Annotated in this window: 25 protein-coding genes; 7 read left to right on the forward strand and 18 right to left on the reverse strand. The window is 70.1% G+C overall.

Annotated elements, in window-relative coordinates; genetic code table 11:
- The first annotated feature begins 96 nt into the window (after positions 1–96).
- Positions 97–1,269 (forward strand): Mrp/NBP35 family ATP-binding protein, encoded by a 1,173-nt coding sequence (locus tag HND91_RS17210; protein ID WP_181707835.1) that lies wholly within the window; start codon positions 97–99, stop codon positions 1,267–1,269.
- 43 nt (positions 1,270–1,312) lie between these two features.
- On the opposite strand, the gene HND91_RS17215 is transcribed toward HND91_RS17210, so the two are convergent.
- The 5 genes from HND91_RS17215 to HND91_RS17235 form a co-directional block, all read right to left on the reverse strand.
- A complete protein-coding gene (locus HND91_RS17215; protein WP_181707836.1) occupies positions 1,313–2,530 on the reverse strand; it encodes a multidrug effflux MFS transporter in 1,218 nt (405 codons plus the stop codon).
- A complete protein-coding gene (locus HND91_RS17220) occupies positions 2,523–3,470 on the reverse strand; it encodes a DMT family transporter (protein WP_181707837.1) in 948 nt (315 codons plus the stop codon). Before HND91_RS17220 ends, HND91_RS17215 begins: the two co-directional genes overlap by 8 nt.
- Positions 3,471–3,624: 154 nt before the next feature.
- Positions 3,625–4,650, reverse strand: coding sequence for a GTP 3',8-cyclase MoaA (gene moaA / locus HND91_RS17225; RefSeq protein WP_425485479.1), 1,026 nt, complete (start codon positions 4,648–4,650; stop codon positions 3,625–3,627).
- A gap of 158 nt (positions 4,651–4,808) precedes the next feature.
- Entirely contained in the window at positions 4,809–5,291 is a 483-nt protein-coding gene (locus HND91_RS17230) for an Lrp/AsnC family transcriptional regulator (protein WP_484482134.1), read from the reverse strand.
- 108 nt (positions 5,292–5,399) lie between these two features.
- The gene (locus HND91_RS17235) at positions 5,400–6,083 is read right to left on the reverse strand and encodes a uracil-DNA glycosylase family protein (RefSeq protein ID WP_343057383.1); all 684 of its coding nucleotides are present in this window, start codon (positions 6,081–6,083) and stop codon (positions 5,400–5,402) included.
- A gap of 134 nt (positions 6,084–6,217) precedes the next feature.
- Here HND91_RS17235 and HND91_RS17240 point away from each other — a divergent pair, with 134 nt between their 5' ends.
- Positions 6,218–7,771, forward strand: coding sequence for a sensor histidine kinase (locus tag HND91_RS17240; RefSeq protein WP_181707840.1), 1,554 nt, complete (start codon positions 6,218–6,220; stop codon positions 7,769–7,771).
- A gap of 172 nt (positions 7,772–7,943) precedes the next feature.
- On the opposite strand, the gene cobT is transcribed toward HND91_RS17240, so the two are convergent.
- On the reverse strand, positions 7,944–8,963 hold the full coding sequence (gene cobT, locus HND91_RS17245; RefSeq protein WP_181707841.1) for a nicotinate-nucleotide--dimethylbenzimidazole phosphoribosyltransferase: 1,020 nt from the start codon (positions 8,961–8,963) through the stop codon (positions 7,944–7,946).
- Between the two features lie 192 nt (positions 8,964–9,155).
- Here cobT and HND91_RS17250 point away from each other — a divergent pair, with 192 nt between their 5' ends.
- The 3 genes from HND91_RS17250 (at position 9,156) to HND91_RS17260 (ending at position 10,529) form a co-directional block, all read left to right on the forward strand.
- Entirely contained in the window at positions 9,156–9,947 is a 792-nt protein-coding gene (locus tag HND91_RS17250; RefSeq protein ID WP_181707842.1) for an adenosylcobinamide-GDP ribazoletransferase, read from the forward strand.
- Between the two features lie 121 nt (positions 9,948–10,068).
- Positions 10,069–10,260 (forward strand): DUF1289 domain-containing protein, encoded by a 192-nt coding sequence (locus HND91_RS17255; protein ID WP_425485481.1) that lies wholly within the window; start codon positions 10,069–10,071, stop codon positions 10,258–10,260.
- Entirely contained in the window at positions 10,260–10,529 is a 270-nt protein-coding gene (locus tag HND91_RS17260; RefSeq protein WP_181707844.1) for a hypothetical protein, read from the forward strand. The genes HND91_RS17255 and HND91_RS17260 overlap by 1 nt, the downstream gene beginning before the upstream one ends.
- Before the next feature lie 6 nt (positions 10,530–10,535).
- Here HND91_RS17260 and HND91_RS17265 read toward each other — a convergent pair whose 3' ends face one another.
- The 4 genes from HND91_RS17265 to HND91_RS17280 form a co-directional block, all read right to left on the reverse strand.
- A complete protein-coding gene (locus HND91_RS17265; RefSeq protein ID WP_181707845.1) occupies positions 10,536–11,366 on the reverse strand; it encodes a sulfite exporter TauE/SafE family protein in 831 nt (276 codons plus the stop codon).
- 147 nt (positions 11,367–11,513) lie between these two features.
- Positions 11,514–12,953, reverse strand: coding sequence for a TadE/TadG family type IV pilus assembly protein (locus HND91_RS17270; RefSeq protein ID WP_281379129.1), 1,440 nt, complete (start codon positions 12,951–12,953; stop codon positions 11,514–11,516).
- 306 nt (positions 12,954–13,259) lie between these two features.
- Positions 13,260–14,267, reverse strand: a complete 1,008-nt coding sequence (gene dusA, locus HND91_RS17275; RefSeq protein ID WP_181707896.1) for a tRNA dihydrouridine(20/20a) synthase DusA — start codon at positions 14,265–14,267, stop codon at positions 13,260–13,262.
- A 256-nt stretch (positions 14,268–14,523) separates the two neighbouring features.
- Positions 14,524–15,114, reverse strand: a complete 591-nt coding sequence (locus tag HND91_RS17280) for an invasion associated locus B family protein (RefSeq protein WP_181707847.1) — start codon at positions 15,112–15,114, stop codon at positions 14,524–14,526.
- Positions 15,115–15,562: 448 nt separating this feature from the next.
- Here HND91_RS17280 and HND91_RS17285 point away from each other — a divergent pair, with 448 nt between their 5' ends.
- Positions 15,563–15,946, forward strand: coding sequence for a c-type cytochrome (locus HND91_RS17285; RefSeq protein ID WP_181707848.1), 384 nt, complete (start codon positions 15,563–15,565; stop codon positions 15,944–15,946).
- Positions 15,947–16,104: 158 nt separating this feature from the next.
- Here HND91_RS17285 and HND91_RS17290 read toward each other — a convergent pair whose 3' ends face one another.
- The 4 genes from HND91_RS17290 to HND91_RS17305 all read right to left on the reverse strand — a co-directional run bounded on the left by HND91_RS17290 (position 16,105) and on the right by HND91_RS17305 (position 18,609).
- Complete coding sequence (locus HND91_RS17290; protein ID WP_181707849.1) at positions 16,105–17,370, reverse strand: NAD(P)/FAD-dependent oxidoreductase; 1,266 nt, start codon at positions 17,368–17,370, stop codon at positions 16,105–16,107.
- Positions 17,367–17,684, reverse strand: coding sequence for a c-type cytochrome (locus HND91_RS17295; protein WP_181707850.1), 318 nt, complete (start codon positions 17,682–17,684; stop codon positions 17,367–17,369). Before HND91_RS17295 ends, HND91_RS17290 begins: the two co-directional genes overlap by 4 nt.
- A 131-nt stretch (positions 17,685–17,815) precedes the next feature.
- On the reverse strand, positions 17,816–18,139 hold the full coding sequence (locus HND91_RS17300; RefSeq protein ID WP_181707851.1) for a thiosulfate oxidation carrier complex protein SoxZ: 324 nt from the start codon (positions 18,137–18,139) through the stop codon (positions 17,816–17,818).
- Positions 18,139–18,609, reverse strand: coding sequence for a thiosulfate oxidation carrier protein SoxY (locus HND91_RS17305; protein ID WP_181707852.1), 471 nt, complete (start codon positions 18,607–18,609; stop codon positions 18,139–18,141). Before HND91_RS17305 ends, HND91_RS17300 begins: the two co-directional genes overlap by 1 nt.
- 228 nt (positions 18,610–18,837) lie before the next feature.
- Here HND91_RS17305 and HND91_RS17310 point away from each other — a divergent pair, with 228 nt between their 5' ends.
- The gene (locus HND91_RS17310; protein WP_181707853.1) at positions 18,838–19,221 is read left to right on the forward strand and encodes an ArsR/SmtB family transcription factor; all 384 of its coding nucleotides are present in this window, start codon (positions 18,838–18,840) and stop codon (positions 19,219–19,221) included.
- A gap of 256 nt (positions 19,222–19,477) precedes the next feature.
- On the opposite strand, the gene HND91_RS17315 is transcribed toward HND91_RS17310, so the two are convergent.
- From HND91_RS17315 to HND91_RS17330, 4 genes are all read right to left on the reverse strand, one after another.
- Positions 19,478–19,612, reverse strand: coding sequence for an entericidin A/B family lipoprotein (locus tag HND91_RS17315; protein ID WP_181707854.1), 135 nt, complete (start codon positions 19,610–19,612; stop codon positions 19,478–19,480).
- Between the two features lie 304 nt (positions 19,613–19,916).
- Positions 19,917–20,909 carry an ABC transporter substrate-binding protein gene (locus HND91_RS17320; RefSeq protein WP_181707855.1) on the reverse strand — a complete coding sequence of 331 codons (993 nt, stop codon included), beginning with the start codon at positions 20,907–20,909 and terminating at the stop codon, positions 19,917–19,919.
- A gap of 116 nt (positions 20,910–21,025) precedes the next feature.
- Positions 21,026–22,168, reverse strand: coding sequence for an ABC transporter permease (locus HND91_RS17325; RefSeq protein WP_425485482.1), 1,143 nt, complete (start codon positions 22,166–22,168; stop codon positions 21,026–21,028).
- On the reverse strand, positions 22,165–22,974 hold the full coding sequence (locus HND91_RS17330; RefSeq protein ID WP_246329555.1) for an ABC transporter permease: 810 nt from the start codon (positions 22,972–22,974) through the stop codon (positions 22,165–22,167). Before HND91_RS17330 ends, HND91_RS17325 begins: the two co-directional genes overlap by 4 nt.
- Positions 22,975–23,026: the final 52 nt, after the last annotated feature.

Below are 23,026 nucleotides of genomic sequence, written 5' to 3' on the forward strand. Positions count from 1 at the left end.
GCGGCCACGCGACGCGCCGGACCGGATCCCCGGCCGGCGCGTTGACCCTTGCGACCGGACCGCATAGCTAGAAGCCACAGACCGACGGAGACGGACATGGCCGGGCCCAGCAAGGAACAGGTGCTTTCCGAATTGAAGCGGATCGCGAATCCGCTCGGAGGCGGCGACATCGTGGCGACCGGCATGGTGTCGGACATCTTCGTCAACGACGGGCGCGTGATGTTCTCCCTCACGGTGCCGGCCGACAAGGCGCGGGAGCTGGAGAGCCTGCGGGCGTCCGTGGAGACCGCCGTGAAGGGGATGGCCGGCGTCGAGCGCGCCATGGTGGCGCTGACCGCCGACGTGAAACCCGGCAGCCGGCCGGCGGCGGCCCCGCCGGCGGCGCAGCCCGGCGGGCACGCCCACAGCCATGGACATGCCCACGGCCATTCGCACGGGCCGGCGGGCGGCGCGCCGCAGAAGCCGGGCGTGCCCGGCGTGCGGTTCATCATCGCGGTGGCGTCCGGCAAGGGCGGCGTCGGCAAATCGACAACGGCGGTGAACCTCGCCCTCGGGCTGGCGGCGAACGGCCACAAGGTGGGCGTGCTCGACGCGGACATCTACGGCCCGTCGGTGCCGAGGCTCCTTCGCCTCTCGGGCCGGCCGCAGGTGATCGAGGGCCGCACCCTGAAGCCCATGGAGAACTACGGCCTGAAGGTCATGTCGATCGGCTTCCTCGTGGAGGAGGAGACGCCGATGATCTGGCGCGGGCCGATGGTGGTGTCCGCCATCACCCAGATGCTGCGCGAGGTCGCCTGGGGCGAGCTCGACGTGCTCGTCGTCGACATGCCGCCCGGCACCGGCGACGCCCAGCTGACCATGGCCCAGCAGGTGCCGCTCGCCGGCTCGGTGATCGTCTCCACGCCCCAGGACCTGGCGCTGATCGATGCCCGGCGCGGCGTCGCCATGTTCAAGAAGGTGGAGATCCCGGTGCTCGGCATCGTGGAGAACATGAGCTACTTCATCTGCCCGCACTGCGGGGGCCGGTCCGACGTGTTCGGCCACGGCGGCGCCAAGCACGAGGCGGAGCGGATCGGCGTGCCCTTCCTCGGCTCCGTGCCGCTGGAGCTGAAGATCCGCGAAACATCGGACGCCGGCCTGCCGGTGGTGGCGACGGAGCCGGACGGCCCGCACGCGGCGATCTACAAGGCGATCGCGTCCGAGGTCTGGGCCTCGCTGACCGGGGACACCGCGAACCGCCGGGTGGCGCCCCGGATCGTGATCGAGTGATCCGGCCGGGGTAGGCGCCCGTCGGGCGGCCCTCCCCTTCGCGTCACTGGCCGGTGCGGACGAGGAAGCCGGAGACGAGCCCGAGCACCGACGCGGCCGCCATGACGGCCACCATGGCCCAGGGCGAGCCGGTCCACAGCACCACCAGCAGCGCGCCCGCGAGCGCGCTCGCCCCCGCCCCGACGCCCATCTGGCAGGTGCCGGCGAGGCCCGAGGCGGCGCCGGCGAGATCCGGCCGCACGCTGACCGCGCCCGCGATTGCGGACGGCAGCGTCAGGCCGTTGGCGACGGCGATCATCACCATGGGGACGAACAGGGCGGCCGGGTGCATGGACCCGGCGAAGAAGGCGAGCGCCATGGCGGCGACGCTGACGGCCTGCAGCACGTTGCCGGCGGTGATGAAGGCGTAGACGCCGAAGCGCGCCGTGTAGCGCCCCGACAGGAAGTTGCCGACGAGGTAGCCGCCCGACACGGTGAGGAACCAGAGGCCATACATGGCCGGCGACACGTCCATCAGCACGGACACCACATAGGGCGCGCCGCCGAGGAAGCCGAAATAGACGGCGGACGCGAAGGTGGCCGTGCTCACGTAGGCCCAGAAGATGCCGGACCGGGCGAGCTGGCCCCACTGCCGGGCGAGGTCGCCGGCGGAGACGGCGCGGCCGACGTTCGGATTGGTTTCGTGCAGGCCGACGAGGCAGGCCACGAACACGGCGACGCCGAACCCCGTGAGGACGACGAAGCTGGCCCACCAGTCCGCCACCTCCTGGAGGACGCCGCCGATGACCGGCGCCACCATGGGGGCGACCGACATGCCCATGGTGACGTAGCCGATCATGGAGGCGGCGCGGTCGCGGTCGTAGATGTCGCGGACAATGGCCCGGGACAGCGCCATGCCGGTGCAGCCGCCGGCGCCCTGAAGCACACGGGCGACGATCATCACCTCGATGGTGGGCGCGAACAGGGACAGGATGGAGCCGGCCGTGAAAATGGCGAAGCCCCACAGCGCCACGGGCCGGCGGCCGTAGCGGTCCGACAGCGGGCCGACCACGATCTGCGCGAGGGCAGTGGAGAGGAGATAGAGCGAAAGGGTGAGCTGCACCTTCGCGTAGGTGGTGTCGAACACCTCCGCGAGGCGCGACATGGACGGCATGTAGATGTTGATGGCGACCGAGTTGACGGCCGCCATGGCGACCAGCAGCCCGATGTGGGGCTTCCGGGCCACCAGCCCGGACCCGCGGCGCGCGCCGTCGTCAGCCAACGGCCGTCTCCCGCACGGGCCGCGCGGTCGCGCCGGCAGGACCCTGCTCGGCCGAGACCGCCATCCGCGTCTTCAGATGCAGCTTGCGCTCGCGCAGGAAGGTGTAGACCCCGGCGCCGACCACGACCGCGATGCCGATGCCGGTGGGCAGGTCGGGCACGTCGCCCCAGACGATGTAGCCGATCACGATGGCGTAGAGGATGCACGAGTAGCGGAACGGCGAGATCACCGACATGTCGCCGTTGCGGGTGGCGACGATGATGAAGACGAAGCCGCCAATGAGCGTGACGGCGGCGCCAAGGGTGAGGAGCGTCTCCCGCATGGTCATGAGCCGCCATTCCTCCGGTACCGCCATGATGCCGCCGAACACCATGACGGCGAAGGCGGTGGCCGTGGTGATGAAGAGCGTCGGCGTGGTGGGCGGGATGCTCCGGGTGGTCACGTCGCGCACGACCACCAGCAGGACGGAGGCGAGCGCCGCGAGCGACCAGATGCTGAAGCTCTCCGCGCCGGGGCGGACGATGATCAGGATGCCGAGGAAGCCGACCGCGACGGCGGTCCAGCGGCGCCAGCCGACCCGCTCGCCGAGGAAGATGGCGCCGGCCGCCGTGATCATCAGCGGCGCCGCCTGGGCGATGGTGCTGGCGACCGCGATGGGGATGTACATGAGCGCCGTCAGGTAGAGGAGCGTCGCCCCGACCTCGCCGAACACGCGCCAGCCGAGGGCCGGGGACAGGTAGGACCGCGCGTTGCGGAACGCGCCGACATACCAGGCGACCGCGCCGACCATGGCGGTGGAGAACACGCCGCGCCAGAAGATGACCTGGCCGAGAGGCAGGGTCTCGCCGGCGAGCTTCACCAGGGTGTCGTTGACGATGAAGGAAAAGCAGCAGAACAGCATCGCCAGGATGCCGCGCACGGTATCGCGGTAGTCAGACATGAGGCCAACGATCGAGGGACCGCGGCACACCGACCGCGACGGAACGCGGCGCCAAATCAGGCGCCGGTCCGCCGCACCATCGTCCTTCGACGGCGGTCGCACAAGACGGGATTAATCGCAGCCGGTTCGGAGAAGCCTGAAGCTGCGGGCCCGATCAGCCGCCGGTGACCGACATGTGGCGGCCGACCGCCGGGGCGGCGCGGGTGCGGTCGATGACGAAGTCGTGGCCCTTCGGCTTGCGGCCGATGGCCTCGTCGATGGCGGCGTGGAGGAGGTCGTCGCCCTCCGAGGCGCGCAGCGGCGCGCGCAGGTCGGCCGCGTCCTCCTGGCCGAGGCACATGAAGAGCGTGCCCGTGCAGGTGACGCGGACCCGGTTGCAGCTTTCGCAGAAATTGTGGGTCATCGGCGTGATGAAGCCGAGCTGGCCGCCGGTCTCCTTCACACGCACATAGCGGGCGGGGCCGCCGGTCTTGTACGGGATGTCCTCCAGGGTGAAGCGGTCCATCAGCCGCGCCCGGACGCGGTTCAGCGGCAGGTACTGGTCGGTGCGGTCGCCGTCGATGTCGCCGAGCGGCATGGTCTCGATCAGGGTGAGGTCGTAGCCGCGGTCGTGCGACCAGAGGAGCATGTCCTCGATCTCGTCCTCGTTGACGCCCTTCAGCGCCACGGCGTTGATCTTCACCTTGAGGCCCGCCTTGGCGGCGGCGTCGAGGCCGGTGAGGACCTTGGACAGGTCGCCCCAGCGGGTGATGGCGTGGAACTTCACCGGGTCCAGCGTGTCCACGGACACGTTGATGCGCTTCACCCCGCAGTCGGCGAGCTCCGACGCGTAGCGGCCGAGCTGGGAGCCGTTGGTGGTGAGCGTCAGCTCCTCCAGGGCGCCGGAGACCAGATGCCGGGACAGGCGGCGGAAGAGCTGCATGATGTCGCGCCGCACCAGCGGCTCGCCGCCGGTGATGCGCAGCTTGCGGACGCCGCGGCTGACGAAGGCGGAGCAGAGCCGGTCGAGCTCCTCCAGGGTGAGGATGTCCTTCTTGGGGAGGAAGGTCATGTCCTCCGCCATGCAGTAGACGCAGCGGAAGTCGCACCGGTCCGTGACGGAGACCCGCAGGTAGGAGACGTGACGACCGAAGGGATCGACCAGCTGCTGGTCGACCCGCATGGGTTCGGCGATGTCCATGGGATTCATCTTCCTTCCCTGACGGCGCGCTGCGGCGCAATTCGCCACGCGCGCTCTTTCCACGGCGTCCGGACGCGTCCGTAACTTAGCGTCCGCGGGTCGGCTTTTGAAGGGGCGCGGGGTCGCGCTTTGGGAGGAGCGGCCCGATCAGGCGCCGATCAGGTGCCCTTGTCCTTCTCCAGCGGCACGAAGCCGAGCGGGAGCGCGGTGGTATACTTGATCTGCTCCATGGCGAAGGAGGACGACACGTCGGCGATGTCGATCTTGGTGATCAGCTTCTTGTAGAAGGCGTCGTAGGCCTCGATGTCGGGCACCACGACGCGGAGCAGATAGTCGACCTGTCCGCTCATCCGGTAGAACTCGACGACCTCGGGGAAGTCGCGGATCAGCTCGGCGAAGCGCTTCAGCCACTCCTCCGAGTGCTGATTGGTGGTGATCGCCACGAAGACCGTGACCTTGGCGTTGATCTTCTTGGGATCGAGCACGGCCACGCGGCGCTGGATGACCCCGTCCTCCTCCAGCTTCTGGATCCGGCGCCAGCACGGCGTGGTGGAGAGGCCCACCCGCTTGCCGATCTCCGCGACGGGGATGGTGGCGTCTTCCTGCAGGATGGAGAGTATCTTCCGGTCGAGGCGGTCGATCATGGATCTGCCCTGGAGAGGTAGGACAGCGTTCTACAGAGGGGCACGCCTGACGGTAGAACGCAGAATAATTTTCTGCCGAAGTGATGCGCGGTCACCGGCGGTTTGTCAATCGGCCGGCGTGGGCGGGTCCAGGCGACGCGCGACCTCGGCCCGGAGCGCGGGCAGGAGGTCGGCCTCGAACCAGGGGTTGCGCTTCAGCCAGCCGGTATTGCGCCACGACGGATGCGGCAGCGGAATGACGGCCGGGCGGACGCCCCGGTCCAGGATGGCACGCCAGCGGCGAACGGTCTCGTCCACGGACGAGGCCGCGTCCGCCCCGAGATGCCAGCGCTGGGCGTGGCGGCCAATGGCGAGGACGAGGTCGACCGCCGGAAGCGCGGAGACGGCCTCGGCGCGCCAGGCCGGCGCGCATTCGCGGCGGGGCGGCAGGTCGCCGCCGGCCGCGTCCTGGCCGGGGAAGCAGAAGCCCATGGGCAGGATGGCGATCCGAGCCGCGTCGTAGAAGACGTCGCGGTCGACGGCCATCCAGGCGCGCAGGCGGTCGCCGGACCGGTCGTTGAACGGAATGCCAGTCGCGTGCACGCGGGTGCCGGGCGCCTGCCCGGCGACGAGGATGCGGGCCGTCCGGGACAGGCGCACGACGGGCCGAGGCTCGTGCGGGAGCGGGCGGTCGTTCCGCTCGCGGCAGAGACGGCAGGCGCCGATGCGCGCGATGAGATCGGCGAGAGGGTCCGGCCCTTGCGGACGGCCGGCCGGCGCCCTCGCCTGCCCCGTCCGATCCAGGACCACGGCTGGCTCCGCCGAGCATTCACAACCATTAACCACGCTTGGACACCCTGGCTTAAGGAAGACCGCGGTAACCTGAACGTGCCGGTCCGGCGCTTGCCCGGCAGGTCCGGTGCACGGAAGGCCCTTTCGCACGCATGACCGACACGCCCATCGGACGGACAGCAGAACGCACGGAGATGAACCGGCGCAAGGCCGATCGTCGCCGTGAAGTCTCGCGCACCGTCAAGACGGTGCGGGAACGGCTGTCGTCGACCACCGGAACGCGCCCGGCGTTCGACTACGAGGTCCTGCTCGGCTACGCCCGCAACCGGATGGCCGCGTGGCTCGCCCTCGCCATCATGGTGGCGGTGGTCGGCTATGCGAGCATCTATTTCGTGCCGGTCGAGACCCTGGCGGTCTGGGGCGCGATCGCGTTCGGCGTGCACGCCCTGAACGGCCTCACCTACCGGCGCTTCGCCTCGATCCCGGCCGCGGACGTGAATCTGGAGCGCTGGCAGCGCCAGTTCACCATCGGCGAGGTGCTGTTCGGCATCGCGTTCGGCACCCTGTTCGTCATTCCGTCGGAGTTGCGCGAGCAGGCGGCGGTGCTGCAGTTCGGCACCATCCTGCTCTCGGTGGCCGTCATCGCCATGGTGGGCAGCAACCTGCCCCGGGCGGTGATCGGCGGCACGCTGCCGATCACCCTGTTCGGCGCGGTCAGCTTCGCGGTGGAGGGCAGCTTCCTGTCCTACACCATCGCGGGCTTCGTGGTGTTCGCCGAGGGCTTCTTCATCGTGCTCGCCTTCCGGATGCGCCAGAACGCCCTCGCCATGCTGGAATTCCGGGCGGAGAAGGACGCGCTGATCGCCGAGCTGGAACAGGCGAACGCGGTCTCGGACGAGAGCCGGCGACGGGCGGAGGAGGCCAACCTCGCCAAGTCGCGCTTCCTCGCCACCATGAGCCACGAGCTCCGCACCCCGCTCAACGCCATCCTGGGCTTTTCCGAGATCATGCAGGGCGAGGTGTTCGGCCCGATCGGCAACGCCCACTATCGGGAGTACGTGTCGGACATCCACAACTCCGGCAAGCACCTTCTGAACCTGATCAACGAGATCCTGGACCTGTCGCGCATCGAGGCGGGGCGCTACCAGCTGAACGAGGAGGCGGTGACCCTCGCCCACGTGGCGGAGGACTGCCACCATCTGATGAAGCTGAAGGCCAAGACCAAGAACCTCACCATTCATCAGCAGTTCGAGCCGGACCTGCCGAAGATCTGGGCCGACGAACGGGCGATCCGGCAGATCATCCTGAACCTTCTCTCCAACGCGGTGAAGTTCACGCCCGCCAACGGCGAGATCTGGATCAAGATGGGCTGGACCGTGGGCGGCGGGCAGTACGTGTCCGTCCGCGACAACGGGCCTGGCATTCCGGAGGAGGAGATCCCGATCGTGCTCTCCGCCTTCGGCCAGGGCTCGCTCGCCATCAAGACCGCCGAACAGGGCACCGGCCTCGGCCTGCCGATCGTGAAGGCGCTGATGACGATGCATGGCGGCAAGTTCGAGCTGAAATCGAAGCTGCGCGAAGGCACGGAGGCGATGATCACCTTCCCGGCCGCCCGCGTGATGGAAGTGATGCCGGCGATCCCGGATCGGGCCCATGCGCCGCCGGCCGGCGTCGTGACGCCGAGGGTCAGGCGGGCGGCGGGGTAGGGACGCGGCGCGCCGGGTGACGGGGGTGGCGGTTCCCCCCTCACCCTGCCCTCTCTCGCGTGGTTTTTTGGCGGTGGCGGTTCCCCCTCACCCTGCCCTCTCCCACAAGGGGAGAGGGTTCCGGTGGCGGTGGTGACGGTTCAGCGATCCTGATCCCGAGGACGGGAAATCCTCACGCCTTGTCGTCGACGCCGGCCTGCTCGAAGGTCGCCATGCCGGCGTGGGTGAGCGCGGCGGTGCGGACGAGGGAGGCGGCGAGGGCGGCGCCTGTGCCTTCGCCGAGACGCATGCCGAGGCTGAGGAGCGGGTCCTTGCCGAGACGGCGGACGACCTCGCGGTGGGCGTTCTCGGCGGAGACGTGGCCGATCAGCACGTGGTCGATGGCGGTCGGATCCATGGCGTGGAGGATCGCCGCCGCGGCGGTGGCGACGAAACCGTCGACCACGACCGGGACGCGCTCGAACCGGGCGGCGATCAGCGCGCCCACCATGGCGGCGATCTCCCGGCCACCGAGCCGGCGCAGGATCTCCAGCGGGTCGCGCGTGCCTTCGATGCGGGCGACGGCGGCGGCCACCGCGTCGGACTTCCGCTTCAGCCCCTCGTCGTCGACGCCGGTGCCGCGGCCGACCCATTCGTCGGCGGTGCCGCCGTAGAGGGCGTGGTAGAGGGCGGCGGCGACGGTCGTGTTGGCGATGCCCATCTCGCCCGTGACGAGAAGGTCCATGCCGCCGGCGATCGATTCCATGCCGAACGCGATGGTGGCCGCGCAGCCCGCCTCGTCGAAGGCGTCGGCCTCAACGATGTCCGGCGTCGGGTGTTCGAGCGCGAGGTCCAGCACCTTCAGGCCGAAGTCGTAGGCGAGGCAGATCTGGTTGATGGCCGCGCCGCCGGCGGCGAAGTTGTCCACCATCTGCTGGGTGACCGACTGCGGAAAGGCGGAGACGCCGCGCGCCGCGATGCCGTGGTTGGCGGCATAGATGCAGACCACCGGCCGGTCCACCCTGGGCGCGCTGCGCGACTGCCAGGCCGCCAGCCATTCCACCAGACCCTCCAGGCGGCCTAGAGAACCCGCGGGCTTGGTGAGGCGCGCGTCGCGGGCGCGCACGGCAGCCCCCGCGTCGTCGTCCGGCCCCGGCATGCGGGCGACCAGATCGCGGATGTCGTCGAAGGGCAGTCCGGTCATGTTGCTCATCAAGCTCGTCCTTCCTTGGCCCTGGCCTCGGTCCCGGTCTCAGCCCCGGCACACGATCGGCCCGGCGCGGCCCTGGTCCGCGACGGCCTAGCCTGTGGGGCGACGCGGCGCCATCCGTCCTTGGGTGTGGTGACGGCGCGGGCCGGGATCTATACAGGACGTCGCCCGCCAACGCCAAACCCGGACACCGCCGTGACGCCGACCGCGCGCCTTCGCGCCGCCCTGATCGACCTTGCCGGGATCGTCCGGTTCCTCTCCCGCCTGCCGGTGCCCCGGCTGACCGCCGACGACGATCCGGCCCGGCTGCCGGACTTACGCGAGGCCGGCGCGCTGCTGCCGCTGGCCGGCGCGGTGATCGCGCTGCCGGCTGCGGCCGCGACCGCCCTCCTCGCCGCCACGGAGCTGCCGCCCCTGATGGCGGGGGCCCTGGTGGTGACGGCCGGGCTGCTGGCGACCGGGGCGCTGCACGAGGACGGGCTGGCGGACACCGCGGACGGGCTTGGGGCGGGCGGCGGGCCGGAGCGACGTCTGGCCGCCATGAAGGACAGCCGGATCGGCGGGTTCGGGGCGGCCGCGCTCGCCATGACGCTGATCCTCAGGACGGCGGCGGTCGCGGCGCTGATTCCCGCCGGGCCGCTCGCCGCCGGGCTGGCGGTGCTGGCCACGGGAGCGGCGAGCCGGATCGGCCTCGTCGCTCTCTGGCATGGCCTGCCGAGCGCGCGCCCGGGCGGCCTCGCCGATCAGGCCGGGCGGCCGGAGCGGCGGGCGTTCGTGCTGGCGGTCGGCTCGGGCGTGGGGCTCGCGGCGCTGGCGTGGCCGCTCGCCGGGGCGGACGGCGTGATCGCCGGGCTGCTGCTGATGGGGGGCGGCGTGCTGGCGCTCGGCCGCTATGCCCGCCGGACGCTGGGCGGACAGACCGGCGACGTGCTCGGCGCCGCGCAGCAGGTGGGCGAGGCCGCCTTCCTGACCGGGCTTCTGCTCTGAGGCCCGTCGCCCACGCGGACCGCCGGCGGAGGCGCCCGCCCCTGCGCCGATCCGGCCCCTGGCGGCCCGCGCGCCGCGATGCCATATGGGTCTCACCCGCAACCCCGAGGATCCGCCGGCCGTGACGGTTTCGACGCCCTGCATCAAGATCTGCGCCATCGACCCCGCGCGGGGCCTTTGCGTCGGCTGCCTCAGGACCCTCGACGAGATTGGCGCCTGGGGCCGCATGAGCGAGCCCGAGCGGCTGGCGGTGATAGCCGCCCTGCCCGCCCGAGGCGGACGCATGCCGCGCGGGGCGCGCACGGAGGCATGATGCGACAGCCTTTCCTCCTCGCCGGCATCGCCATCCTGATCACCGCCATGGTGGTGCTGGTCGCCTTCGACGACGGCGGCATGGTGGGCGGCGTCGCCTCCGACGACGTGGCCAGCATGGCGCAGCTAGGCGCCCTCGCGCTCGTCATCGGGGCGGGCCTGTTCGCGACGCGGCAGGGCGCGCTGGTGCGGTTCCGGCAGGCCATGGTCTGGCTCGCGATCGGGTTCGTGCTGGTCGTCGGCTACCTGGCGTACAACGGCCAGCTCTGACGGCGGTCAGAGCAGCGAAGCGATGAACTTCGCCGCCACGGACAGGAGGAAGAGGCCGAACAGGATCTCCAGCCGGCGCTTCGGCAGCGCGTGGGCGAGCCGCACCCCGAGTGGGGCGGTGAGGAGGGTGATCGGCACGACCAGGAGCACGCCCATCAGGTTCACGTAGCCGAGGGAGAAGGGCGGCAGGTCCGGCAGGCCCCATCCGGCGACGATGAAGCCGAGCGTGCCCGGAATCGCGATGAGCACCCCGACGCCGGACGAGGTGGCGACGGCCTGGTGCATGGGGCGTCCGTAGAGCGTCATGTAGGTGTTGTTGAGAACGCCGCCGCCGATGCCCATCAGGGTGGAGAAGAAGCCGATCACCGCACCGACGATGGCGCGCGCCACCCGGCTCTTCGGCAGGTCGGGCCCGAGCCGCCAGGACGCCCGATTGAACAGCATGCGGATGGCGAACAGGACCGCGATGACGGCGAACACGATCCGGAGCCCCTCGCTGGAGAGCGACGAGGCGACGGCGGTCGCCACCACCACCCCGAGCGGAATCCAGATCACCCAGCTTCGCAGGAGCTCCATGTCGACGACGCCGCGGGCGTGGTGGGCGCCGAAGGACCGCAACGCCGTCGGCAGGATGATGCCGGTGGAGGTGGCGATCGACACGTGCATGCGCACCGATTCGTCCACCCCGGCAAGGCCGAGCACCTGGAAGAAGACCGGCACGAGCACCGCCCCTCCGCCCACGCCGAAGAGGCCGGCGAGCACGCCGGAGACGAGGCCCGAGGCGACGAGGGCCGCGGCGAGCTCGAGGAGGTCGAGCGGATTGGTTTCGATGGGCATGGGACCGGAGAGGGAGGGGCGACCGGGACGAGGCCGGTCGCCGGATGAGGCGGGCGAAAAGCCGCCCGGCTGTCCAGCCGGCTCGGCTTGCCCACTTAGCCCGGATGCGGTTCCAAGGACAACCGCATCCGACGGTTGGACCGGGTGTCACCGCTCCAGCCGGATCTCCCGCAGGGAGGCGGCGATCACCGCGAAGGCGCTCGCCATGGCGGACGTGCTGGACGTGTCGAAGAAGTGGTCCGAGCCGCTGGCGCAGTCGCCGAGCATGACCTTGGCGTCAGCGTCGTCCACCGCCAGGGCGACCGTGTAGATCTCGATGTTCTTCGACTTGGCGTAGGTGCAGATCGACACGGTGTCCTTGTTGGTGGCCTTCAGCTGGGCCGCCTTGGCGGTGGCGTTGCCGGAGGGGGCCTTGTGCTTGCCGTCGGCGCTGTCGAACCGGAGCGTGTTCTCGCCGTCGGTCATGAGCACCAGCACCTTGCGCGGGCGCATGTTCTTGGTGTCGTACGTCTTTCCTTCCGAGAACGGCGCGGTCGGCGACAGGACGTTCACGCCCCAGATCAGGCCCGCCGGGATGTAGGTGAGCGGCTTGTAGCCGCCGACGTTGATGATCAGGCCATTGATGGCGGTGGTCAGCGTCGATTTCGACGTGGTGAGCGGCACGATCGGGTTCAGGCAGTTGCGGCTCGTCGCCAGCAGGCCAGGATAGGGAACATCGGTCTGCGTGTCGGCGAGCCGGAGGTTCGCGGCCCTGCGGGATCCGACGCAGCCGTACCACTTGTAATTGGTCGTGCCGCCCGTGCAGGACTGGTACGGCTTGCCCTCGTAGGTCGTGCAGACGTCGTTGCACTCGTAGTATTCCACCACGCCGTCCACCGTCCGCGTGCACGTCTTCTTCGTGCAGCTCTGGTAAGTGGTCTTGGTGGTGCAGACCTTCTCGGTGGTGACCGAGTAGTCCGCCGGGACGGATAGCCAGGACGCGTTGCGGTTCGACGTGCCGACGTTGACGTAGTCGGCGTAGGGCACGATGGCGACCTTCACGTCGGCGGCATCGTCCTTCTTGAGCTCGTTGACGAGGCTGGTCGCGGCCTTCTTCAGCGCGTCGATCTTCTTGACGCCGGCGGCGTCCGTCTCCGACATCGACCAGGTGTTGTCGAGGACGAGGGCCACTTCCAGGCTGCCGGCAACGCCACGCAGGACCGAGGAGGCGACGTCGACGCCGAGGGTGTCCACGCCGGCGATCCGGACGAACATGGGCTCGATGGTGGCCGCCAGGGACGCGGTGATGCGGTCGTTCTCGTCATCGAAGTCGATGTCGTAGACCTTCGGATCCTGCAGCCGGGCGGGGTTGGTGTTCGCCGCCACGTAGGCCTCGACGATGTCGCGGATCTCCTCCTCGTTCGCGGCATGCGACGACGAGGCCGCCAGGAGAGCGCCGTCGAGCACCTCCTGGGCATGGACCTTGGCGTTGTACTGGCGGGTATAGTCCATTCCGGCGCCCATCGTGAGCAGCACCGGCACGGCGGCGATGGAAAACATGAGTGCGGTCGCCCCCGAGCGATCGCGCCACAAAGAACGTCTTGTCATGACCGGACTCCAGCCCCCCGACTGCTGTCACGATCCTTGGCGTTGATCACTTAAAATGTATGTAGAGTGCAGTTGATTCCCTTCGGGATCGGCTCTCATCTCGCGCGTGCGGTTAAACAACGTCAAACCGACTCAGTGGAAACACGGATGAGCGACGGCACGCGGGCTTCGGAGACGGCTCGGGTGGCCCGGACCGGCGGGCGGCCGGGCGGCGAGGTCGCTCCTCCAGGCTTGGTCGGAGCGCCGGGCGTCGGGCACAGACGAGCACGGGGCGGCCGGCGACGACGTGCGGCCGAGCGCGCGAAGTCAGGCGGCGCTCGGCCGGCGCGTCCGTTCGGTCTCGCGGGTGAGAGCGGCGAGCGCCTCGTCCAGCACCTCCAGGCCCGCCCCCGGCCGGACGGCGCCCTCCGTGAGGATCCGCCGCCAGGCGCGCGCGCCGGGGCGCCCCTGGAACAGGCCCAGCATGTGGCGGGTGACGTGGCCGAGACGGCCGCCGTTCGCCAGGTGCTCCGCGATCGGCGCGCGCATGGCGTCCACCGCCGCCAGGAGGTCGGCGTCCGCGCCAGGCTCGCCGTAGAGGCGCCGGTCGGCGGCGGCGAGGATCGCCGGATCGTGGTAGGCGGCGCGGCCGATCATCACCCCGTCGAGCCCGCGGGCGATCAGCGCCTCCGCGGTGTCGAGGTCGAGAATGCCGCCGTTGATGCCGACGAAGACGTCCGGCAGCCGCGCCTTGAGGCGGACGACGCGGTCGTAGTCGAGTGGCGGGATGTCCCGGTTCTCCTTGGGGCTGAGGCCCTTCAGCCAGGCCTTGCGGGCATGCACCCAGAGCGCATCCGCCCCGGCGGCCAGAACCGCGTCGGCGAGCGCGTCGAGGGCCGTCTCCGGATCCTGGTCGTCCACGCCCAGGCGGCACTTCACCGTCACCGGAACGTCGACCGCGTCCTTCATGGCGGCCACGCACGCGGCGACCAGGGCCGGTTCCTGCATCAGGCAGGCGCCGAACCGGCCGGATTGCACCCGGTCCGACGGGCAGCCGACGTTGAGGTTGATCTCGTCGTAGCCGAACGCCGCGCCGATGCGGGCCGCCTCGGCGAGCTCCGCCGGATCAGATCCGCCGAGCTGCAGCGCCACCGGGTGCTCGGCCGGGAAGAAGCCGAGGAGCTTGCGCCGGTCCCCGTGGATAACGGCGGGGGCGGTGACCATCTCGGTATAGAGCAGCGTCCGCCGCGTCAGCGCGCGGTGGAACAGCCGGCACCAACGATCGGTCCAGTCCATCATGGGGGCGACGGCGAGCCTGGCCGACGGGTAGAGCATGTGTCCAATGACCTCGATGTGCGGAGCCACCGCCCCGGACGACGCCCGGCGGGCGGCTCCGAAGATCACGCGGGCATCCCCGCGCGGAGCGCTCCGCCGTCGGCCGTCCGAACCACGGGCCGCGCCGACGGGAACCGCCGTCCATATCGTCGGATCCGTCGACGAGGGCAAGAGGCCTGCGCCCATTCTCCGTCCTGGCGGGCCGCACGCGCCGAGCCGGGCGGGCTCCCGCCCGCCGCGCCGAAGAGCGCGGCCGTCAGTCCAGGAGGGCGGCCGTGCGGTCGAGGGCGGTGGTGAAGCCCTTGAGCGAAACGGCGAAGGCGACCTCCTGGCGGTTCTCCGCCCGCGCCTTCACGGTCATCGCCGCGCCGGACTTGAGCAGGGCGGTGGCGGCGCCGTCGAAGGCGAGCGGCACGATGCACCCGACGGCCAGACAGGTGCGGAACCGCAGGGACGGACCGACCGCCTCATCACCGACGAACAGGGCGACGCCGCTGTCCAGGTCGAGCCCGAACGGCAGGATCAGGATGCCCGTCGCCGTGTCGCCGGACGGTACGAGTTCGACGGACAGGACCCTTTGGCCGGACCGGTTATCGGTCTGGATCTGCGCGAACGAACACGACTTGCCCGGCCCTTGCTGGACGCAGGCCACGAACCAGTCCTGGAAGGTCTCCTGGAGAGAGGACGCGCCGCCCGGCAGGGTGGACGGGCTCGCGCCCGTCCCGGCCTGTGCGCCGACCGCGTCCACGCCCGTCCGGGCCGGGGCGGCGGCTTGAGCGGAACCGGCCAGGGCGCCGAAAACGAGAGCCAAGGCGGCATAGAAGACGCGACGTCGGCCCCTGTCCATGCTTCCCCCTTCCCTCGTCCTGAAGGCTGTTACCGCGCCCCCTGACCATTGTAAAATATTACCGAGATCCACTAACTGTCGGCGGCGCATTCATCCGGCCGATGTGGGCGCGCGCGGGTCATGGCGGAGCGCGCGAGGTCCGACCCGCCGAGGGGTGAGCAATCTCGTTCTTTCGGCCAATGAGGGTGTTCGATCGCGGAAATCCGGGCCGGTTTTCTACGGACCCTTTGACGCAGCGGCGGAAATCCCATCGCGTGGCGCTGCGGGACGCCCTATGTTCCGATCGGCTCCGCCCGGCGCCATGGCGCACGGGGCGTCGATCGAATGCGCCCGCCGCGCGTTTCACCGAACGACGCTCATCGTGTGTTCATCCGGTGTGCGCGATAACGCGAATGGAACGAGCGAACCGGACCGGTGCGTTCCACCGAGGACAACAAGGAAGGCTAGCATGAAGAAGAGCTTGGTTCTGGCCGCTGCACTTCTCGCCAGTTTCGCAACCGGCGCCCATGCCCAAGGCGACGCCGCCAAGGGCGAGAAGGTTTTCAAGAAGTGTCAGGCGTGCCACGCAGTCGGTCCTGACGCGAAGAACAAGGTCGGCCCGCACCTGAACAACGTGGTGGGCGCCCCGATCGGCAAGCACGCCGAAGGCTTCAAGTACTCCGAAGCGCTGTCGAGCCTCGGCGACTCCGGCAAGGTCTGGGACGAGGCCAGCCTCTCCGAGTGGCTGAAGAACCCGAAGGCCTTCGCGCCGGGCAACAAGATGGCCTTCGCCGGCCTGAAGAAGGAAGACGAGGTCGCGGACGTGATCGCGTACCTGGCGACCTTCAAGTAAGGTCGAGACGGGATCCGTCCCGACCGTCCAGCCGCCCGCCCCGGACCGCCGGAGCGGGCGGTTTCGTTTTCTGGAACGGGACCGGCCGCGCCGGCCAGGGCGGCGGGGCCTGGACGACCACGCGGGCGGGACACCGGCCGGCGACGTCGGCGGACGACTCAGCCGATCATGTCGGCGAGGATCGCGGCGTGCCAGGCTTCCGCCTCCTCGGCGGAGACGCGGCGGACCTCGGCGCTCTCGCCGGGCTGGCTGACGAAGCCCTGGACCGACTTGATGGCGCCTTCGGCGATGCCGTAGAGCGCGCCGACCTTCACGGCGTCCCCCGGGGCGATCAAGCTCCAGCAGGTGTTGAAATAGCGCGGCTCCGGGCGCGGGCCGCCGAGGAGATCGGCCAGCGCCGCCACGGCGGCGACCCGCCCCTGGGAGGCGGCCGCGAAGGCGGATTTCGGCATCTCGCCGGCGCGGGCGGCGTCGCCGATCACCTGGATCGACGGGTCGGCCTTGGCGCGCATGGAGGCGGCCTCCACCGGGCACCAGCCGTCCGCATCGCCGAGACCGGCGTCGAGCGCCAGGGCGCCGGCCTTCTGCGGCGGGATGACGGAGACGAGATCGCCGTCGAACCGGTCGAACTCGGTCTCCACCGCGGTGCCGGCCGGCTCGACCGCGCGCAGGCCGCCGTGCACGGACGGCGGGAGCCACTGGATCATGCCCGGATAGTGCCGCTCCCAGCCCTCCTGGAAGAGCGCCTGCTTGGGGAAGGACTCCTTGGCGTCGAGGATGGTGATGCGGGCGTCGCCGCGCCCGGACGTCTTCAGCACGTGCGCCATGAGGGCCGCCCGCTCGTAAGGGCCCGGCGGGCACCGGTAGGGGTTCGGCGGCACGACCATGACGACCGACGCGCCCTGATCGAGGGCCGCGAGACGGCGGATCAGAAGCTCCGTCTGCGGGCCGGCCTTCCAGGCGTGCGGCATGCGCTCGGCCGCCTCCACCGAATAGCCCGCGACGGTGTCGAAGCGGAAGTCCACCCCCGGCGACAGGATGAGCCGGTCGTAGGGCACGCGCGACCCGTCGGACAGGCGCAGCGCCTTGCCCTCCCGGTCGATCGCCTCGACCCGGGCGGTGACCACGTCGATGCCGTGCTCGCCCGCCTGCGCGGGGCGATGGGTGATGTCCGCCATGGTGCGCAGGCCGGCGACGACCCAGTTGGAGAAGAAGCACGAGACGTAGGTTGGGTTCGCCTCGACGAGCGTTACATGGACCCGGTCGCCGCCGAGACGGCTGGCGGTGCGCGCCGCGACGGCGCCGCCCGGCCCGCCGCCGACGACGACCAGGCGCGGAACGGCGGAGCGGCCCGGGCCGGCTCCGGCGAGGAGGCCCGAGCCGACGATGGCGAGTTCCAGAAGACGGCGGCGGGTGATCGTCATGGGGCCGGCCTCTCGGAGGCCAGATAGGCGGCGAGCGCCGCGAGTGTCCGGTCGTCGAGCCCGGCGACGGCGGCGGCCATGGCGGGGTGGACGCGGCGGCCGTCCCGGTAGTCGCGGAGCGTCGCCGCGAGGGCGTCGGGCTCCGCCCGGCCGATGGCCGGAATGGCCGCAGACGGCCCGGCGGCGGCGTGGCAGCCGCGGCAGGTCTCGGCGAGGTAGGCGGTGCGGTCGTCCGACCCGTCGGCGAGCGACGGCGCGGCCGAAAGGCCGACCACAACCGCCGCGCCGAGAAGCGCGGCCCGATGCCCGGTCATGATGCTCCCTCCCCCTCCCCGCCCGGCTCTTCGTGGCCCGTGTGGATGACCCATCCTACATGAGGGGCCGATGCGCGCCAGAGGGCGGAGCGCCGCCGGAATATGGGGCGCCCGGTCCGGCGGATCGGCCCTCAGGCCTCCACCGTGAGGATCGCCTCGACTTCGGCCCGCTCGCCGCCGTCTTCGATCCAGACGAACCGGAAGGCGCCGCTGCGCCGGGCCAGGAACGCGATCTCCAGGAAGGGATTGGCGGCGACGCCGGGCTCCAGGTCCCAAGCGAGGACCGGCGCCCCGTCGAACGTGCATTCGAAGCGGTGGACGATCCGGCGCGGCACGCGACGGCCGTCGGGGCCGAGGCGGAGCCCCGATTCCATCGGATGCATCAGCAGCGCCCGGATGATGATCGCCTCGCCGGCCTTGGCGGTGGCCGGCACCTTGACGCGGGGTGTTTCCATCAGCCCGGCTCCAGCGGCAGGTCGAAGCCGCAACCACCGACGACCACCGCCACCATGCCCTCGGCGCGCAGCACGCGCCCGCCGGCGGTCTCGGCCAGGGCGATCACCGTCTGCGACCGGGCGAGGCGGATACGGGTGGCGAGGCGCAGCGGACAGCCGGTGTCGCCCACATGGAAGGTGGCGATCCGGACGAGCGGGTTGTCGGGCGCCAGAAGGCGGACGCGGGTGATCGGATCATCGGCTCCGCCGGATCGCAGCACGACCGGCACCGAGTATCCGCTTTCCGCCACCTCCGGAACCTCGAGCGTCAGGTCACCGGTGTCGACAGGTCGGCCGGCGGCGAAAAGGGCGATCTCCGAATCGGTTCGCGCCGCGGTCGCGGCCGCGCTGGAGGTGAACGAACCGAGACAAGGTGCCGCAAGCGCCCATGAGAGGACGCGCCTGCGGGTTGGTGCATTCGGACGCCACACGATCGAAAGCCTCCGCTATTCCCCTGATTCAAAGCGACTTTTCGACGAATTGCGACCGCCCGCCGAGGACGGCTGACGCGCCGCCGGCCATCCGGCGATAACGCTACGTAAGCCATTTCCCACTTTGCGCTTTTAACCTTGTTATAAATGCGTATAATTGTGTCATTAACACCTACACGTCGCGTAGCCAGCGTACGACATGGTTCCAACGCAACTTTGGGCACCCCCATGCAGCACGACCCCAATATCACGAAGCAAACGACGGGAATCGGCGACATCGCCAAGAAGGCAAGTGATACGCTCCGGGCTCTTTCGCACGAGCACCGCCTCATGATCATCGGTCTCCTCGCTCGCGGCGAGAAGTCCGTCGGCGAGCTCGAGCGCATCCTCGAACTTCCGCAGCCGGCAGTATCGCAGCAACTGGCCCGTTTGCGTCTTGACAATCTCGTCACCTGCCGTCGCGACGGCCGCACCATCTACTACAGCGTGACCCCAGCCCGGATCGGCGATCTCTTCAACGAGCTGAGCGTCATCCTGCTGCCGGGCGAGGCCCACGAGGCTTCCGAGGTGACGAGCTTCGAACAGGTCCAGTATCGCGCGGCCGCGCGCTGACCGGCAGTCTGCCCCGCCAGCTTTCCGCCCGCTCCGCAGCCGTCGTTCCGCATTGCAGCATTTCGTCATTTTCCCGAGCCTCAACAACCCCGCCTCGCGCGGGGTTTTTTCTTGGCCGGAACGCAGCAAGGCCCGATCCGCTGGGCGGATCGGGCCTGACCTTGAGGCACGGCTGCCACATGCCCCCCGGGGCTAATCGCATCCGGGGACGGCGTTCACACGCGAACGGCCGGGCGGACGTCCGGCCTTCAGCGGATCAGCGAGCCACGTCCTCGACCGCGTCGCCGGTTTCGCGGACGTCGCGTCCGACGCCGCGGACGGTGTTGTCGCAGGCGCTGAGCACGAACGACGAGATGAGGACAGCCACAAGAGCAACGAAGGACTTGGACATGGGTGGATGATCCCTTCTGGCGACGCCAAGGACCGGACCTGTCAGGGGATGGGGCCTCGGGCCGCCGCGGATCGGATCCGCCTTGGCCGTTTCGCCCCGCCGGTCGTCGTTCGGGCGGGGATGTCCGCCTTTTCTCGGGCGGAACGGCTCCTCCCGGCCGGAACGACCCCGAGGGTCTGACAAGGGTCCGGCGCTCCAGCCTGCGTCTATCGGCCGTCGCGCCTGTCCGTAACGCGTGCGGGCGGGACGCAAGTTCCCGCCCGCACGACATTTTCCACAGAGGATCAACCGAATGGCCGCCGGATCACTTCAGCATGTCGGTGACCGCGTGGGTCCAGGCGCCGGTGGGCTCCTTGGTGATGACCGGGGCCTCGCCGCCGGCGGCGAGCAGGATCTTCACCGTGCGCTCGTAGTCGGCCGGGTCGAGGGTGCCGTCTGAGCCCTCGGTCAGCTTGTTGATCTCGCCCATCATGCGGACCTGGTGCTTCTCGGTCTGGGCGCCGGTCTCGTCGTTGTCGAGCACGATCTGCGCCGCCTCCTCGGTGTTCTCCCGGGCGTAGGCCCAGCCCTTCAGGGAGGCGCGGACGAACTTGGCCATCTTGTCCACGAAGGCCGGATCCTGGAGCTTGTCCTCCATCACGTAGAGGCCGTCCTCCAGGGTGGCGACGCCCTGCTCCTCGTACTTGAACACCACGAGGTCCTCGGGCTTGAAGCCGGCGTCGATGACCTGCCAGTACTCGTTGTACGTCATGGTGGAGATGCAGGCCGCCTGCTTCTGGATCAGCGGATCCACGTTGAAGCCCTGCTTCAGCACGGTGACGCCGTCGGCGCCGCCGGTGGTCGGGATCCCGAGCGTCGCCATCCAGGACAGGAACGGATACTCGTTGCCGAAGAACCAGACGCCGAGGGTCTTGCCCTTGAAGTCCTCCGGCTTGGTGATGCCGGTCTCCTTCAGGCAGGTCAGCATCATGCCGGAGCGCTTGAACGGCTGGGCGATGTTGACCAGCGGCACGCCCTTCTCGCGGCTGGCGAGGGCGGAGGGCATCCAGTCGACGATGACGTCGGCGCCGCCGCCGGCGATCACCTGCGGCGGGGCGATGTCCGGTCCGCCGGCCTTGATGGTGACGTCGAGGCCTTCCTCTTCGTAGAAGCCCTTGTCCTTGGCCACGTAGTAGCCGGCGAACTGGGCCTGCGTCACCCACTTCAGCTGGATGGTGACCGGGTCGGCCGCCAGCGCGGGCCCGGAGACGAGGCCGGCGACGAGGCCGAGAGCAGCGATTGCACGTTTGGTCGTCATGGTGCTTCCCCTCTTTATGTGCCTTCGGTCGCCGGCTCGATCCGGCGCCTTGGGTGCATGCGCATCCGGGCGCGTGCGCCCGGGTGCGGTATCCGCCGGCCCCCGCCCCTCGCCGTTCAGCGGCGCATGGAAGGGTGCCAGAAGGTGACGAGCCGCTCCACGAGGCCGATGGCCCCGTAGAACAGCGAACCGGCCAGGGCCGCGACGGCGATCTCGGCCCACACCATGTCGATCGCCATGCGGCCGACCTCGGTGGAGATGCGGAAGCCCATGCCGACGATCGGCGTGCCGAAGAATTCGGCCACGATGGCGCCGATCAGCGCCAGGGTGGAGTTGATCTTGAGGGCGTTGAAGACGAACGGCATGGCGGCCGGCAGGCGCAGCTTCAGGAGTTCCTGGCCATGCCCGGCGGCATAGGTGCGCATCAGGTCGCGCTCCATGCGACCGGCGGCGTCGAGCCCGGCGAGCGTGTTCACCAGCATCGGGAAGAAGGTCATGATGACCACGACGGCCGCCTTGGACGGCCAGTCGAACCCGAACCACATGACCATGATGGGCGCGATCCCGACGATGGGAAGCGCCGAGACGAGGTTGCCGACCGGCAGGAGGCCGCGTTTCAGGAAGGGCACCCGGTCCACCAGGAGGGCGACCAGGAAGCCGGAGCCGCAGCCGAGCGCCCAGCCGACGAGCACGGACTTCAGGAAAGTCTGGCGGAAGTCGGCCCAGAGCGTGGCGGTCTCGGCGGCGAGCTTGGCCCCGATCGCCGACGGCGCGGGCAGCAGGACCGACGGCACGCCGAGGCCGCGCACCAGCACCTCCCAGAGGATCAGGAGCCACACGCCGAACAGGATCGGGATGGCGAGATCCGCCGCCCGGCGGGCGACCGGATGGCGGGGAGAGAGGCCGGCGATGCGGTCGACCGTCGTCCAGGCGAGAAGCCAGACGGCGACGAGCGCGAACCAGAAGCCCTGGCCCATGCCGGGAGAGCCGGCCGGCAGGGGGCCGTCCGGCAGGTCGTCGATCAGGAGGGCGGCGCCGGCAAAGGAGGCGACCAGGCCAAGGCCGATCGCGAGGGCGTCGGCGCGGCGCAGGAAGAGGGCGGCGGCGACCACCACACTTGCCGTGAGGCCCCCAAGGGCGACGGGCGACAGGCCGAGGGAGGTCGCGTCGCCCGGCAGCGGAAAGGCGAGGAAGATGGCGACGATCGCCAGGAAGGGCAGCACGCCGCCGCCGCGCAAGGGGGCGAGGAGCGCGTTCACGAGCGGATCCCCATGCGCTGGCGGACGATGCGATCCAGCATGCCGACGATGGCGACCAGCACGGCGGCCATGAGGGCGGCGGCGAAGAGGGCGGACCAGATCTGCACGGTCTGGCCGTAGTAGGAGCCGGCGAGGAGCCGGGCGCCGAGGCCCGCGACGGCGCCGGTGGGCAGTTCCGCCACGATGGCGCCGACGAGGCTGGCCGCGATGCCGACCTTCATGGAGGTGAAGAGGAAGGGCACGGCGGCCGGCAGGCGGAGCTTCCAGAACACCTGGGACGACGTGGCCGTGTAGGTGCGCATCAGATCGAGGTGCAGCCGGTCGGGCGAGCGTAGGCCCGTGACCATGCCGACCGCGACGGGGAAGAAGCTGAGATAGGTGGAGATGAAGGCCTTCGGCAGGAGGCCCGTGACGCCGAGCGCGTTGGCCACCACCACGATCATCGGGGCGATCGCCAGGATCGGGATGGTCTGGGACGACACGATCCAGGGCATCAGGCTCTTGTCCAGCGTGCGGCTGTGGACGATCAACACCGCGAGACCGATGCCGAGCAGGGTGCCGATGCCGAAGCCGACGAGCGTGGACGAAAGCGTGATCCAACCGTGGTAGACGAGGCTGCGCTTGGAGGTGATCGGCGTTCCGACCGTCGTCTTCCAGAGCTCCTGCGCCACCTGGTGCGGCGACGGCAGGATGGGCCGCTCCATGGTGTAGGTGGCGAGGAAGAGCTCTCCGGCCGTGTAGGGCGTCCCCGCCCGGTCCAAGGCGTCGCGCTGGACGGTCACGTTCAGGACGTAGGTGGCGACCATCCAGACGACCAGGATGGCGCCGACCACCGCCAGCACCGGGACGGCGCTCTCG

Origin of the sequence: Chthonobacter rhizosphaerae, from assembly GCF_013839525.1 — a bacterium.
GTDB lineage: Bacteria > Pseudomonadota > Alphaproteobacteria > Rhizobiales > Pleomorphomonadaceae > Chthonobacter > Chthonobacter rhizosphaerae.

What these genes read in the sequence shown, in the direction of transcription:
- HND91_RS17220 (WP_181707837.1), bottom strand. Translation starts at nt 3,470, where the DNA reads ATGTCTGACTACCGCGATACCGTGCGCGGCATCCTGGCGATGCTGTTC.
- HND91_RS17330 (WP_246329555.1), bottom strand. Translation starts at nt 22,974, where the DNA reads ATGGTCGCCACCTACGTCCTGAACGTGACCGTCCAGCGCGACGCCTTG.
- HND91_RS17320 (WP_181707855.1), bottom strand. Translation starts at nt 20,909, where the DNA reads ATGACGACCAAACGTGCAATCGCTGCTCTCGGCCTCGTCGCCGGCCTC.
- HND91_RS17280 (WP_181707847.1), bottom strand. Translation starts at nt 15,114, where the DNA reads ATGGACAGGGGCCGACGTCGCGTCTTCTATGCCGCCTTGGCTCTCGTT.
- cobT (WP_181707841.1), bottom strand. Translation starts at nt 8,963, where the DNA reads ATGAGCAACATGACCGGACTGCCCTTCGACGACATCCGCGATCTGGTC.
- HND91_RS17270 (WP_281379129.1), bottom strand. Translation starts at nt 12,953, where the DNA reads ATGACAAGACGTTCTTTGTGGCGCGATCGCTCGGGGGCGACCGCACTC.
- HND91_RS17290 (WP_181707849.1), bottom strand. Translation starts at nt 17,370, where the DNA reads ATGACGATCACCCGCCGCCGTCTTCTGGAACTCGCCATCGTCGGCTCG.
- HND91_RS17260 (WP_181707844.1), top strand. Translation starts at nt 10,260, where the DNA reads ATGCGACAGCCTTTCCTCCTCGCCGGCATCGCCATCCTGATCACCGCC.
- HND91_RS17315 (WP_181707854.1), bottom strand. Translation starts at nt 19,612, where the DNA reads ATGTCCAAGTCCTTCGTTGCTCTTGTGGCTGTCCTCATCTCGTCGTTC.
- HND91_RS17295 (WP_181707850.1), bottom strand. Translation starts at nt 17,684, where the DNA reads ATGACCGGGCATCGGGCCGCGCTTCTCGGCGCGGCGGTTGTGGTCGGC.
- HND91_RS17300 (WP_181707851.1), bottom strand. Translation starts at nt 18,139, where the DNA reads ATGGAAACACCCCGCGTCAAGGTGCCGGCCACCGCCAAGGCCGGCGAG.
- HND91_RS17310 (WP_181707853.1), top strand. Translation starts at nt 18,838, where the DNA reads ATGCAGCACGACCCCAATATCACGAAGCAAACGACGGGAATCGGCGAC.
- HND91_RS17240 (WP_181707840.1), top strand. Translation starts at nt 6,218, where the DNA reads ATGACCGACACGCCCATCGGACGGACAGCAGAACGCACGGAGATGAAC.
- HND91_RS17265 (WP_181707845.1), bottom strand. Translation starts at nt 11,366, where the DNA reads ATGCCCATCGAAACCAATCCGCTCGACCTCCTCGAGCTCGCCGCGGCC.
- HND91_RS17210 (WP_181707835.1), top strand. Translation starts at nt 97, where the DNA reads ATGGCCGGGCCCAGCAAGGAACAGGTGCTTTCCGAATTGAAGCGGATC.
- dusA (WP_181707896.1), bottom strand. Translation starts at nt 14,267, where the DNA reads ATGCTCTACCCGTCGGCCAGGCTCGCCGTCGCCCCCATGATGGACTGG.
- HND91_RS17285 (WP_181707848.1), top strand. Translation starts at nt 15,563, where the DNA reads ATGAAGAAGAGCTTGGTTCTGGCCGCTGCACTTCTCGCCAGTTTCGCA.
- moaA (WP_425485479.1), bottom strand. Translation starts at nt 4,650, where the DNA reads ATGGACATCGCCGAACCCATGCGGGTCGACCAGCAGCTGGTCGATCCC.